The following is a 13,678-nucleotide window of genomic DNA, read 5'->3' on the forward strand; positions in this document are numbered from 1 at the left end:
GGCCGGGGCAGCTGGCTGGGGCCGAAGGCCGCGGGCAGCCAGGGCGGGAGACCACAGGGCCGGAGGCCAGACGGTGGGTGGCCGGGACCGGAAAGCGAGCGGACGGGCGGCTAGGCCGTCTCTTTCGGATCTTGCCGGTTGAGCCCGTGGGGGGCTGGCGCGGTGCAGCTCGGCTTCCGGAGGTCGCATGAAGAGCCGAGGCGGAGCGAAGCGGAGCGCAAGGCGGAGGGTCGCCCGCGTACTGGGCGTACTCGGGCGACCCGACAACGATGGGGGTCCCCCCGCGCCGTTCAGGCGTGGGGGAGAGGTGCCGTGTCAGACGCCACGGGTCAGGCAAGAGCCGGAAGAGACGGCCTAACGCCAGGGGCCGGGTGGACCGGTGGCCAAGGCCGGAGACCTGACGGCCGGGGCCGGAGGTCGGCAGCCGAGTGGCCAAGGCCGGAGGCCGGACGAATGACCGGGACTGAAGACCGGACGGGGCGCCGAGGCCGAAGGACCGGCGGGTAGCCGGGCAGCCGGGGCCGGAGGCTGGACGGGCGGTCGGCGTCCCAAGCCGGGTAGATGGCCGGGAGCGGAGACCGGACGGGCCGCCGGGGCCGAAGGCCGGGCCCAGAGATCGGGCGGGCGGGAGCAGAGGTCCGGCGCGCGGCCAGGGCCAGGGGCCCGACGCGCGGATGGCACCGGAGGCCAGCCTGCCTCCTGGCCAGGCAGGGCGCTAATCCCGTTTGCAGATGCGGTCGAGGAGATTGGCGGTGGCGCGTTGGATGCGTTCGTCTACGTGGCCGGGGCGGTCCAGGGCGGGGGACCAGGCGAAGGTGCCGGAGGCGAAGACCAGGGCGCCGCTGGGGGCGCGGTAGAGGGATGTCTCCTGATGGCGGGGGGCGCCCTCGCCATCGCGGTACGGGGAGTGCGCGAGGAGGATGCGGCCGGTGTGCTCGGGGAGGCTGGTGCGCGGGAAGTAGCGGTCGGCCTCGCCGGCGACCATGTCGGGGAGTTCATCGCCTTCGTGGGCGCCGGTGGCCTCCCACAGCCAGTGGTCGGCGTTGCGGACGACCATGGGGGCGGGTTCGGGCACCCGGCCGGCGTACTGGATGCCCATCAGGCGCTGCTCGGCATTGCCGAGCTCGCGCCAGAGGGCGGGGCGGCCGGGGCCCTGGCGTTTGCGGCAGTTGAGCAGGGAGTCCGGTCCCGAGGGCGATGGGGAGAGCTCGACCTGCCAGTACATGGTGTTGGCGGAGAGGAAGACCAGCGAGGTGCCGGTGTCGCGGGCCAGCTCGACCGTGCGGCGCATGGGCACCGACCAGTATTCGTCGTGGCCGGGGAAGACCAGGCCACGGTAGCGGGACGGGTCGACCCGGCCGGCGTGCAGATCGCGGGCGTCGGCGTAGGCGAGGTCGTAGCCGTAGCGCTCGGCCCAGCGGATGAAGTCGTAGGCATGGCCGACGTGGAGGGGCAGGCCGGCGCCCGCGTAGGGGCGGTCGAAGGAGACGGTGGTGGCGGCGTCCCGCTCGCCGAGCAGGGCGCCTTTCTCGTCCCAGGCGTGGTAGAGGCTGGCGCCGGTGCGGCCGTCCTCCGGATAGAGGTTGTAGGCCTGCCAGGTGATGTCGGGCAGCAGCAGGAGCAGGTCGGCGGGGTGGTCGTCGCGGACCGTGAAGGGGATGTGGGAGCGGTAGCCGTCGGCGGTGGTCAGCACCGCGACATAGGCGCCGAGCTGCCAGTACGTGGGGACCTGGAGACGCCAGGAGAGCCACCAGTGGTGGCAGGAGACCGTGCGGTCGACGGTCAGCGGCGGCGGCTGGACGATGCCGGCCAGCCGCGGGCTGGTGGTGATCTTGGCGGCGCCGGCGCCGCCGTAGTGGCCGATGCGGTACACGTCGATGCTGAAGGGCTGCGGTGGGTCGACCGAGACCCGGAAGTCGATCGCTTCGCCGGGGGCCACCGCGCCGGTGCCGGCGAAGCCCTTGATCTGGCGGTGGACGTCGTCGGCGCTGCGCGGGCCGTTGTGCTTGCGGGGTGCGGGCAGCCGCAGGTCTCCCTGGGCGACGGCGGGATCGACGTACCAGGGAATGATCTGGCCGGATTCGAAGTAGTTCTCGCTGCCGCGCAGCCAGGGCAGCGGGCCCTGCCCGAACGGGTCCGTGACCGCGTGGGCGAGGGCGCCCGATTCCCATCGCCTGATCTGTTCCGTCGCCACCTTCCGCTCCCCTCCCGCGTCCCCCGTCGGCCTGGGCCGATCGGGCCGGTGCTGCGTCCACTGAGCGGACCCGGCCACCCCCAGCACATCACATTACGCACTCACTTCGTCACCCTTCGTTGTGAATTTAGATGCCACCGCCCCGAAGCATGAACTGGAAGGGAACATTCAGCCGGTTCTCCGGGCGGTTGCGGGTGACGGCCTCGGGCTCGTGTTCGCCGATCGGAGCGGCGGTCGGGGCACGGGCGGGCGCGGGCCCCGGCGCACGCTCCGGTCGGTCGCCCGTGTCATACGAGCCGGACCGGCTTCTCGGGGCGTACGCCGACCGTCGTCAGCCAGCCCCGGAGCGGTTCCGCGTCACCGTCGTCGACCAGGCTGAGCACCGGGCGGCCGAGGTCGACACGGCGGGCGCCGTCGACCAGCAGCGCCGGGCCGTCGAGCCAGTCGAGGCCGGGGGCGGCGCCGGCGGTGTCGACGGCGGCGCAGCAGACCATGGCCGTGACGTGGTCGGCGAGCAGCTCGCGGCCCGTCCGGGGCGGCTGCAGCGGGAACAGCGGGAGGCCGCCCTCGACCATGCCGTCGCCCCAGGCCACGCCCACCGCGGCGTCCTGCGCACGGCTGCCGAGAGCGGCCTGGCGGGCCGCCTCCTCGCGCTCCTCGCGCTCGACCTCGGCGCCCAGCCGGGCGGCGACGAGGTCGCCCGCCTGCTCGTCATGGGCGAGCCGGTCGATGACCCGGGCCAGGGTCGGGCCCGCGGGCTCGCCCGCCCGGCGGTCGGCGGGGGCGGCGGCCGCCGGGTTCGTGGGCGGGCCGTCGCCGGGGCGGCGGCCGGCGGGCCCGCGGGCCGGGGTGCTGGCGTACGACAGGGTCGGGGCGGCGGGAGCCGCCTCCGGGGCCGCGGGCGGGGTCGTCGGGAGCGCCGCCGGGAGGTCGTCGAGGACGCGGTGGAGGCGGGCGGCCTCCAGGCGCCATTTGCGGTCCACGACCTCTTCCGGGTACTGGTGCCAGCCGACCGGTGACCAGTCGGGACCCGGCTCGGCCGGGCCGCCGTGGAAGAGGCGGGCGGCCAGCAGGGAGGCGGCGCGGTCGATGGCGCCCGGCTCCTCCAGGAGGTCGCAGGCGGGGCGCTCGCCCAGACGGGAGGCGAAGCCGTCGGCGAGGCGGTCGCGGCGGGAGAGTTCGGTGAGGGCGGAGACCACGCCGGCGTCGAGCCGGGAAGGCCAGCGGCCCATCCGCCAGGCGGGCAGTGCGACCCGGGTCAGCAGCCGGTCCCAGCCGGCGTAGGCGAGGCCGACCTGCTCCTGGGCGACGATCCGCAGGCCGTAGTCGACGGTCTGGGCGCGCTCGGAGGCGGCGGCCGCGACGGCCCGTTCCATGATCGTGGCGTGCTCGCGGCAGGCTCGCAGCAGCAGCCGTGCCACCTGGCCGACGAAGCGGAGCGCCGGGCCGCGCAGTGGGCCGCGGGCGCGGGCCGAGACCGCGGCCGCGGCGTCCAGGCCGCGGATGAAGCGGCGGGCGGCGGCTATGTCGGGGTGGGCCGAGGGGCCGGTGCCGGCGACGACGGGGGCCAGCAGGGCGCGCAGCTCCGCGACGCGCATCCACCACAGGAACGGGGAGCCGATGACCAGGACCGGTGCCTTCGGCGACCGGCGCGCCTCGGTCGGAGGGCGCTCACCTCGGTCGGGCGGGCCGTGGGCGCGGTGCGTACGGTCCTCCAGCCAGCTGTCGCAGTCCGGTGTGAGCGCTATCGCGGACGGCGCGGGGACCTCCAGGCGCTCGGCGAGGTCGCGGACGAGGCGGTAGAGGTCGGGGGCGGACTTCTCGGAGATCGGCACCGAGGGGCTGAGCGCGGGCCGGGCGCGCGCGACGACGGTCGCCACCAGGGCCGCGAGCAGCAGGCTGAGCACCGCTGCACCGCTGACGATCCAGCGGGCGAGGTCCCAGCCGCCGCCCGCGCCGAGATGGCCGCTCGCCCTGCCGGCGAACAGCACCACCGCCGCGGCCGCGGGCAGCAGCGCCACCGCCAGCGCCGCGCCGCGCACCCGCAGCACGGCGAGGGCGCGGGCACGCGCCGCCAGGACGCCTGTTTCCGGACTTGCCACGAGCCTGTACACCCCCTGCTGTCCTGATGGAGCCGGACGGAGAGAACACGGGACGGACGCCTTCGAACATTGCGCTTTGTAGTGGTGCGAGCGAGCTCGCCCATCACCACTGTGGCACTGGCCACTGACATCGCAATGCCGGTGAGCCACTTGCCGGACGCCGCCGCGGCGACCGCGCCGTATCAAGGCACGGCATTCGCAGGACGCTTGCGCGGCACCCTAGTTGGGGGTGTGGCCCTCGTCAGCCGGAATCTGGTGTGGTCACTCGATGGAATGGCTTTGGGTAAAGCCGGGAACCCGCGGCAAGGGGGTGTGGGCCCCTGGGGCCGTGCGGCCGGGGCCGCAGGTGGCCCCGGCGGACACGCCCTACGCGCCCGGTGCCTGCGCCGCCTCGTCCGCGACCTTGGCGGCGATGTCCGAACGGTGCTGGGAGCCGTCCAGGGAGATCCGGCCCACGGCGCGGTAGGCACGCTGCCGGGCGGTGGTGAGGTCGGCGCCGGTGGCGGTGACCGACAGGACCCGGCCGCCCGCGCTGAGCACCGCGCCGGAGTCGTCGCGCCGGGTGCCGGCGTGCAGGACGTACGCCTCCGGGGCGTCCTGCTCGGCGACCTCGGCCAGCCCCTCGACGGCGTCGCCGGTGCGCGGGGTGTCCGGGTAGTTGTGGGAGGCGATGACGACCGTCACGGCCGCGTCGTCGCTCCAGCGCAGCGGCGGGAGGGCGGCCAGTTCGCCGGTGGCGGCGGCCCGCAGCAGACCGCCGAGCGGGGTCTTGAGGCGGGCGAGGACGACCTGGGTCTCGGGGTCGCCGAAGCGGGCGTTGAACTCGATCACCCGCACACCGCGGGAGGTGATCGCCAGGCCCGCGTAGAGCAGCCCGGAGAAGGGGGTGCCGCGGCGGCGCAGTTCGTCGACCGTGGGCTGCAGGACCGTGGCCATGACCTCGTCGACCAGCTTGGGGTCGGCCCAGGGCAGCGGGCTGTAGGCGCCCATGCCGCCGGTGTTGGGGCCCTGGTCGCCGTCGTAGGCGCGCTTGAAGTCCTGGGCGGGCTGGAGCGGGACGACGCTCTCGCCGTCGGTGATCGCGAAGAGCGAGACCTCCGGGCCGTCGAGGAACTCCTCGATGACCACGCGGTCGCAGGCCAGCGCATGGGCGCGGGCCACCTCGACGTCCTCGGTGACCACGACGCCCTTGCCGGCGGCCAGGCCGTCGTCCTTGACGACGTACGGCGCCCCGAAGGCGTCCAGGGCCTCGTCGATCTCTTCCGGGGTGGTGCAGACATAGCTGCGGGCCGTGGGGACGGCCGCGGTGGCCATCACGTCCTTGGCGAAGGCCTTGGAGCCCTCCAGCTGGGCGGCCTGGGCCGAGGGGCCGAAGACCGGGATGCCGCGGGCGCGTACGGCATCCGCGACGCCCGCCACCAGCGGGGCCTCGGGGCCGACGACGACCAGGTCGGCCTCCAGGCCGGCCGCGAGTTCGGCGACGGCCGCGCCGTCGAGGGCGTCGACCCCGTGCAATTCGGCCACCTCGGCGATACCGGCGTTGCCGGGAGCGCAGTGCAGCGCGGTGACGTCGGGGTCGAGGGACAGAGAGCGGCACAGGGCGTGTTCGCGGGCGCCGCCGCCGATGACGAGGACCTTCACGGTGGCAGCCTAGACGAATGCACCAGGCGGCCCGACGGCGGCCTTGCGCCGATCGCACAAGGACCGCGCGGCGGCCGGAAAGCAACGGAGTCCCTGCGCGGCCCCGGCAACTCTTTCGGGTGAGATCCCCGATGTCCCTATAGCCGACGCAGCACCACTTCTGGGCGGAAATAGCGTGATCTTGCGGCCGACGCCAGCCGTTCGGCGGTAGGAAGGGTGCTGTGCGTGACGGTCGTCACGTTATGTCACGCGTGCACCACGTATGTCACGCGCGCACCGCACGTTCTGGCGGGGTGGAGCAGAGAGCGCAGAGAGGGAGTGCACGGGTGAGTCAGCAGGAGATGCAGCCCGAGGGGCCCCCTCGGGAGGGCGGCCGCTCCCCTCGGCGGTACGGGAGGCGGGGCCGCGCCCGGCGGGACCTCGCCGGGCGGGCCTTTCCGCTCGGCGACTGGGGCGAGCCGGGCGGCCGCCTGCAGGCGCTCTATCTCTGGACCGAGGAGGGTGCGCTGCGCGCCGCCGACTGGTATCTGCACGACCGGCTGGCCAAGCGCCGCGGCGCGCGGGCGCTGCGGCTGGGCGCCGCGGCCGGGGTGACGGTGGGCGGGGCGCTGCCGCTGCTGGATCTGGCCCGGGTCTGGGAGGGCGGGGCGTCCTGGGGCTGTCTGTCGCTGCTGCTGGCGGCGGTGTGCGTGGCCGGCGACCGGTACTTCGGGGTGACGGCCGGCTGGATGCGGGATCTGGCGACCGCCCAGGCCATTCACCGGCGGCTGGAGGCGCTGCAGTTCGACTGGGCGTCGGAGGGCGTACGCGAGGTGCTCGGGCCGACGGAGGGGACGGCGAGCGAGGCGGTGGAGCGCTGCCTGGGGGTGCTGCGGCGGTTCAACGAGGACGTCGGGGAGCTGGTGCGGACCGAGACTGCCGACTGGATGGCGGAGTTCCGGGCCGGGCCGGTGCCGCAGGCCACGCAGGCGATGGTGCCGTGGGCGCCGGCGCGGCTGGACGGGGCGGGGCCGCCGGGGCGCTTCGCGGTGCCGCATCGGGCGCGGCCGAACATGCCGCGGCAGCGGCCTCCGGAGCCGGGTCGCTAGCGCTTGGCCTGCCTCCCACGCTTTCGGCTGTCCCGCCGTGGTGGTTGTTCGCCGTTGCGCCTGCGGCGGGCGTGGGTTGTCGGGTGCGGTGACAGCCCTACGGACTCCGTCCTACGGTCTGTCCCCTCCCGTGGGTGGGAGTGGGAAGGCCCGGTGGGGGCGGGCCTGATCCGTCGACTGTCGGCACACGAAGGCTGACGTTCAGCCCCACCGGTCCTTTTCCACCCTCAACGGGAGGGGGCGGGCCGGAGGGGTAGGGGTGTGGGACGTAAAGCGCAGCAGTCCCACACCCCTGCCCCTCCGGCCCGTCACCGGCAGCCGAACAGCCCCGCGCAGCGGCACCGCCCGCCGCAGGCGCCACGGCGAGAAACCACCACGGCGCCGCAGACGAACACGTGGGAAGCCAGCCCCAAGCGCAGCGCCTCAGCTGAAGACGATCATCGAGCCTTGGCCCAGGCTTCGGGTCGCGGCCGCGTGCAGTCCGAGCCACACATGGCGTTCCCTGGCGAAGGGGCCGTCGTCCAGGGGCACCGCGCCCGCGCGCTCCTCCAGGGAAGTGGGACCGGACGGCGGTGCGGGGGCTGCCGGAGGATTGGCCGGATCGATCCCCAGGGACGGCGCGACCAGTTCGAGGTCGCGCAGCAGGCCGTGCGAGGAGCCCAGCGGGCCGCCGCCCTCCAACAGCTCGTCGTTGGCGAGCGGATGCGGGAAGTCGACCGGGACGTAGGCGCCCGCGTGGTCGTAGTGCCACACCAGGTGGGACTGCTGTGCGGTGGTCTCGAACATCTCCAGCAACTGCTCGTAGTCGCCGCCCAGTTCGTCGACCGGAGTCACTTCCAGGCCGCACAGGCGCAGCAGGTAGGCGCGGCGCAGGAAGTGCAGCGCGTCGTAGTCGAACCCGGCGATGGGGGCGACGTCACCGGACAGGCCCGGCATGTAGCTGAAGACCGGGACCGGTGGCAGTCCCGCCTCCGTCAGGGCCTTGTCGTAGGCGGCGATCTCTTCGGAGAACGGGTTGTCGGGGCTGTGGCACAGCACATCGACGAGGGGTACCAGCCACAGGTCACATGCCACGAGTGAGGGCTCGCTTCCGGTCGGGGACGGGGACACCGGCGCACGTACAGCTACGAGTACGGCCCATTAGGGCCGAGTCGGGACAGCGTAGTGCCAGCCGCGCGATCCGACGAGGGGAGCGTCGGGCGACGGTGGGCCACTATCGGACGAGCGCGAGGGAGTGCTCGTTGTACTCGGCGATCAGCCGTTGCGCGGCGGGCAGGTCGTGGCGGACCAGGGCGTCGGCCAGGGCGCTGTGGCCCTGCCAGAGGTGACCCTTGAGGTCGTCCTCGCGGCGCAGCAGCGGCACCGCGAACATCCAGGTCTGCACGCGGATCCGGTCGAGGAAGTCGCTGATGTAGGGGTTGTTCACGATGCTGCTCAGCTCGCGCCAGAACCGCAGGTCGTAGCCGATGAGCACGTCCAGGTCGCCGGCCCGGGCGGCCCGTTCGGCCTCCTCGGCGCGGCGGCGGATGGAGATCAGCACCTGCCCGGGGGTGGCACGCAGCGCCCGGTCGGCGTCGCTGCGGAAGATGCCCTCGATGATCAGGGTGCGGGCCTCGACCATGGCGCGGAAGTCCCCGGCGGTGAAGGCGTGCACCTTGAAACCGCGGTGCTGCTCCACGTCGAGCAGCCCCTGGGCACTCAGGTCGAGCAGGGCCTCGCGCACCGGGGTCGCGGAGACGCCGTACTGGTCGGCGATCTCCTTGACGGTGAAGGGGTGGCCGGAGGGCAGCCGGCCCGCCAGCAGCTCGTCGCGCAGCGCGTCGGCGATCTGCTGGCGCAGGGTGCTGCGACGTATGACTGAGCTGTCTCCGCCGGCGGCCATCGTGTGCGTCTCCTTCGACGTCCATGACCGCGCAGGTGGGAGCGGCCCCCGCCCACGATAGGCGAGGGCCGCGCGGGCGTCTCGGACAGTGTGGGCTGTCGGCGCCGTACGGCTGCGGGCAGTGGGTTCAGCCCGTGTGCGCATCCGCCGCCGTCAGCGCCTCGTCGAGGGCGGTCAGGCCCTCCTTCGCCTCGGCCTCGGTGATCGTGCAGGCCGGGACGACATGGGTGCGGTTCATGTTCACGAACGGCCACAGACCGCCGCGCTTGCAGGCCGCGGCGAATTCGGCCATCGGAGCGTTGGCGGCGCCGGAGGCGTTGTAGGGCACCAGCGGTTCGCGGGTCTCCTTGTTCTTGACCAGGTCCAGGGCCCAGAAGACGCCCAGGCCGCGGACCTCGCCGACGGACGGGTGCCGCTCGGCGATCTCGCGCAGCGCTGGGCTGATGACCCGCTCGCCGAGGTCCGCGGCGTTCTCCACGATCCGCTCCTCGGCCATCGCGTTGAGGGTGGCGACGGCGGAGGCGCAGGCCAGCGGGTGGCCGGAGTACGTCAGACCGCCCGGGTAGGGGCGCTGGTCGAAGGTGGCGGCGATCTCGGCGCTGATCGCCACGCCGCCCAACGGGACGTAGCCGGAGTTGACGCCCTTGGCGAAGGTCAGCAGGTCCGGGGTGACGCCGAAGTGGTCGGCGGCGAACCAGTGGCCGGTGCGCCCGAAGCCCGCCATGACCTCGTCGAGGATGAAGACGATGCCGTGGCGGTCGCAGATCTCGCGGACGCCGGCGAGGTAGCCGGCCGGCGGGACCATGATCCCGGCGGTGCCCGGCACGGTCTCCAGGACGATCGCGGCGATCGACTGCGGGCCCTCGAAGGCGATGGTCTGTTCCAGGTGGGCGAGGGCGCGCTCGCACTCCTGCTGCTCGCTGTCGGCGTGGAAGGCGGAGCGGTAGAGGAACGGGCCCCAGAAGTGGACGACGCCCGCGGAGGCGGTGTCGGAGGGCCAGCGGCGCGGGTCGCCGGTCAGGTTGATCGCGGCGGCGGTGGCGCCGTGGTACGAGCGGTAGGCGGAGAGCACCTTGGCGCGGCCGGTGTGCAGCCGGGCCATCCGCACCGCGTTCTCCACGGCCTCCGCGCCACCGTTGGTGAAGAAGATCTTGTCGAGGTCCCCGGGGGTGCGCTCGGCGATCAGCCGGGCGGCCTCGGAGCGGACGTCCACGGCGAAGCCGGGCGCGATGGTGCACAGCTTCGCGGCCTGCTCCTGGATCGCGGCGACGACCTTGGGGTGCTGGTGGCCGATGTTGGTGTTGACCAGCTGGGAGGAGAAGTCGAGGTAGCGGTTGCCGTCGTAGTCCCAGAAGTACGAGCCCTCGGCGCCGGCGATCGCCACCGGGTCGATCAGGCCCTGCGCGGACCAGGAGTGGAAGACGTGTGCGCGGTCGTCGGCCTTTACGGCCCGCCCGGCGGCAGGGTCGGCAGCGGAGTGCGTCGTGGTCACGGTCAGTACCTCGGATCGGGTCGCTCGGGTCCGCCGGGGACGGTCGCGGCGAACGGCCTCAGCCTAGGGATCACCGTCCGCCGATCGGTACCGACAGTCTGTGTGACTCCACCCACGGCCGACGGACACACTGTCCGGTACCGCGGGCTTCCCGCGCCGGCGGCATCAGGCGGCCGCGGGAAAGGCCGTGCGGACCGCCCGCCGCCAGTGGTCGGCGGACAGGTCCGGGCGCAGTGCCGCCAACGCGCCGCAGTACTTGGTGAATTCGGCGGGCCACAGGCCGTGGCCGTGCAGCAGCCGGTCCGCCGCCGTCAGACGGCCGGTGGTCTTGATCTCGACCAGGACCAGTCCGCCGTCGGCCCGTACCGTGCGCCCGGTGGCCGGGTCCCGGCACTCCAGCGCCGCGTCGCAGGTGACGCGCTGTCCGTCCGCGACGAAGGTGGCTCGTATGTAGTCGGTCTCGATCGAGCGGGTCAGCTCGGTGGGAGCCGCGAGGCCGTAGCGACGGTCGAGTACGGAGGCCAGGAAGCCGCGCGAGGCCGCGCCGAGGGCCGCGTCGCCCGGCAGCAGCGGCCGGCGGTGCTTGACCGTCTCGCCGTGCCGCCCCTTGAGCTTGATCTCGAACTGCCGCTCCCCGGTGTCCTCGTAGAGCCGCTCGCGGATCTTGTAGCGCAGCCGGCGGTCCTGCCGGTGGTCGTGGAAGGACCGCAGGTCGGGGGTGTCGTAGTGGACGGAGTGGTAGCGGAACCAGCGGCGCCCGTTGATGCACAGCGCGGCGAACGGGCCGCCGGGCCGGCGATGGTCGGTGAGTTCGGCGGCGAACGCGGCGAAGACCTCCACCGGGACCAGGTAGCTGCGGTCGAAGCGGGCGAGGAGTTCGGCCCGTGCCTGGACGTCGGCGAGCGGCACGGGGCGCGCGGCCATGGCGGCGCGGGCGAGGGCGCGTACGGCGGGGATCACACGGTCTCCTTGGCGGGCGGGTGACGGGGGTCTCCCCCGGCGCACGGGGTCCCCTTGGGGAAGTGTCGGTAGCCGGAGGGAGGGGGATCGTGGGCGTTGCCGTCGTGGGTGTTGCCGTCGTGGGCGTTGCCGTCGTGGGTGTTGCCGTCGTGGGTGTTGCCGTCGTAGGCGTTCTACGCCTGGCGGGCCGGGAAGGTTCCGGCACTCGGAAACAGATATCCACCACCATCAAGTCCCGGACGAAATCCACCGTGTGCGCGGTCCGGCTCGGCGGCTCCCCCGGGCGCCGCGCCAAGTCCGCGCGCAGGGCGTCGTGGTCGGCGTGCACGACCCCGAAGCCGAGCGCCGTCCCGGCGTCCGCGCGAGGGCCGCGACCACGGAGAACAGCGCGACGTTCAGCGCCGGATGGGCCGGAATCAGATCCCGCCGCCGGCGGGGCCTACGGACTCCCGGCGGCCCGGGGCCCCTCGATATCCTCACCAGGGAAGCGGGTGGCGGGGACCCGTGTGCGAACGCGCCCGCGCCTGATCGCCCACAGGGCGAATTCGGGGGGAAGGACGACGGATCGTGGAAGAGCCGGGACGTGCTGGGCGGCAGGGGCAGCCGGGGCGCGAGGGGCGGCCCGCGGGGCTGGCGCCGCTGGGGGCGCGGGATCCGCGGCAGATCGGTGAGTACCGCCTGATCGGGCGGCTCGGCGAGGGCGGGATGGGGCGGGTGTTCCTGGCCCGTTCCGACCGCGGCCGTACCGTCGCGGTCAAGCTGGTGCGCGCGGAGCTGGCCGACGAGGAGGAGTTCCGGGCGCGCTTCCGGCGGGAGGTGCGGGCCGCGCAGCAGGTCGGCGGGGAGTGGACCGCGCCCGTACTGGACGCGGACACCGAGGCCGAGACCCCCTGGCTCGCCACGGGCTATCTCGCCGGCCTCTCCCTCCAGCAGGTCATCGGCGGCAGCGGTACTCCGCTGCCCGAGCGCACGGTGCGGATCCTGGCGGCCGGGCTGGCCCGCGCGCTGCGCTCGATCCACGCCGCCGGCATCGTCCACCGCGACCTCAAGCCGTCCAACGTGCTGATCACCATCGACGGGCCCCGGGTCATCGACTTCGGCATCGCGCGGGCGCTGGAGGGGCTCACCGGCAGCGGCGTCACGCGGACCGGCGGGGCGGTCGGCTCGCCCGGCTTCATGTCGCCCGAGCAGGTGCGTGGCGAAGCGCTCACGCCGGCCTGCGACGTCTTCTCCCTCGGGTCGGTGCTCACCTACGCGGCCACCGGGCGGCAGCCGTTCGGGACGGCCGACAGCGCGGCGCACGCGCTGATGTACCGCGTCGCCCAGGAGGAGCCGGACCTGTCCGCGCTGCCCGAGGGACTGCACGAGCTGATCAGCGGCTGCCTGGCGAAGGACCCCGCACAGCGGCCCACCCCGGACCGGCTGGTGGAGCTGGCGGAGCGGGACGGCGCCGGGCCGGGCGCGGACGAGGAGCCGTGGCTGCCGGGTGCGCTGACCGCCCGGCTGGGGCGGCACGCCGTGGAGCTGCTGGAGGCGGAGAACCCGCACGGGGAGGAGTCGGCGGACGGCGCGACGGACCCGGCCGGCACACCGCCCCCCGCGCCCGCGGACCCCGGTGTGCACGCCCTGCCCACCAGCGTCTCGCCCACCCCCGGCGGCACCCCGCCGCCCCGCCCCGTCCCGCGCACCCCGATGCCCCACCCGCCGCCCGCCGCCCAGGGGCAGCCCGCCTTCGCCGCCCCGGCGCCCGCTCCCGCCGCGCCCCGGCCCCGCCGCCGGATCGGCACCGCCCTGCTCACGGTGGCCGCGCTGGCGCTCGCCGGGGCCGGTGCGGCCACCGCGTACTCGCTGCTGAGCGACCGGGACAGCGGCGTACGGTCGGCGGAGGAGGACGGCGGCAAGCCGAACTCGGGTCCGGGGCAGCCCGCGCACGACGGGATTCCCACCGACTACCTGGGCACCTGGGAGACGACGGTCGACGACTCCGGCACCGACGTCCGGCGCTTCACCCTCACCCAGGGCAAGGCCGGCGACACCGTGCTGACGATGACGGCCACCGGTGCCAGCTACCGCTGCGAGTTCACCGCCACCCTCACCAGCGCGGGCCCGCCGGTCCGGCTCGGCCCGTCCACCGTGATCTCCGGTCCGTCCGACAGCTGCACCCCCGGCCGGCCGAGCACCCTGGAGATGGTGAGCGGGGCGCTGCGCCGGGTCTCCGACGACGGCAAGGCGCTGTCGTACCGCAGGACGGGGTGACGGCGGGGGCCCGCGCCGCCGCCCGGATCGTTCCCCCCTCGTAACGGTCCGTCGTCCGGCCCG

9 protein-coding genes are annotated in these 13,678 nt (G+C 74.2%); 2 read left to right on the top strand and 7 right to left on the bottom strand.

What is annotated here, in order from left to right:
* Positions 1–715: 715 nt before the first annotated feature.
* The 3 genes from WAB15_RS19735 to purD form a co-directional block, all read right to left on the bottom strand.
* Positions 716–2,194: a N,N-dimethylformamidase beta subunit family domain-containing protein gene (locus tag WAB15_RS19735; RefSeq protein ID WP_407287035.1), complete on the bottom strand. Its 1,479-nt coding sequence runs from the start codon at positions 2,192–2,194 to the stop codon at positions 716–718.
* Positions 2,195–2,481: 287 nt separating this feature from the next.
* A complete protein-coding gene (locus WAB15_RS19740; protein WP_399150398.1) occupies positions 2,482–4,296 on the bottom strand; it encodes a hypothetical protein in 1,815 nt (604 codons plus the stop codon).
* Positions 4,297–4,662: 366 nt separating this feature from the next.
* Positions 4,663–5,937, bottom strand: coding sequence for a phosphoribosylamine--glycine ligase (gene purD / locus WAB15_RS19745; RefSeq protein ID WP_407287036.1), 1,275 nt, complete (start codon positions 5,935–5,937; stop codon positions 4,663–4,665).
* Positions 5,938–6,263: 326 nt separating this feature from the next.
* Between purD and WAB15_RS19750 the strand changes: the two genes are divergently transcribed.
* Entirely contained in the window at positions 6,264–7,025 is a 762-nt protein-coding gene (locus WAB15_RS19750) for an SLATT domain-containing protein (protein WP_407287037.1), read from the top strand.
* A gap of 423 nt (positions 7,026–7,448) precedes the next feature.
* On the opposite strand, the gene WAB15_RS19755 is transcribed toward WAB15_RS19750, so the two are convergent.
* The 4 genes from WAB15_RS19755 to WAB15_RS19770 form a co-directional block, all read right to left on the bottom strand.
* Positions 7,449–8,099 carry a hypothetical protein gene (locus WAB15_RS19755; protein ID WP_399150401.1) on the bottom strand — a complete coding sequence of 217 codons (651 nt, stop codon included), beginning with the start codon at positions 8,097–8,099 and terminating at the stop codon, positions 7,449–7,451.
* Between the two features lie 139 nt (positions 8,100–8,238).
* Complete coding sequence (locus WAB15_RS19760; protein WP_407287038.1) at positions 8,239–8,907, bottom strand: GntR family transcriptional regulator; 669 nt, start codon at positions 8,905–8,907, stop codon at positions 8,239–8,241.
* A gap of 127 nt (positions 8,908–9,034) precedes the next feature.
* Positions 9,035–10,399: an aspartate aminotransferase family protein gene (locus WAB15_RS19765; RefSeq protein ID WP_407287039.1), complete on the bottom strand. Its 1,365-nt coding sequence runs from the start codon at positions 10,397–10,399 to the stop codon at positions 9,035–9,037.
* A gap of 165 nt (positions 10,400–10,564) precedes the next feature.
* Positions 10,565–11,359, bottom strand: coding sequence for a polyphosphate polymerase domain-containing protein (locus WAB15_RS19770; protein WP_407287040.1), 795 nt, complete (start codon positions 11,357–11,359; stop codon positions 10,565–10,567).
* Positions 11,360–11,989: 630 nt separating this feature from the next.
* On the opposite strand from WAB15_RS19770, the gene WAB15_RS19775 reads away from it, so the two are divergent.
* Positions 11,990–13,615, top strand: a complete 1,626-nt coding sequence (locus tag WAB15_RS19775; RefSeq protein WP_407289255.1) for a serine/threonine-protein kinase — start codon at positions 11,990–11,992, stop codon at positions 13,613–13,615.
* The last annotated feature ends 63 nt before the right edge of the window (positions 13,616–13,678 follow it).

This window comes from Streptomyces sirii, assembly GCF_045690365.1.
Classification (GTDB): domain Bacteria; phylum Actinomycetota; class Actinomycetes; order Streptomycetales; family Streptomycetaceae; genus Streptomyces; species Streptomyces sirii.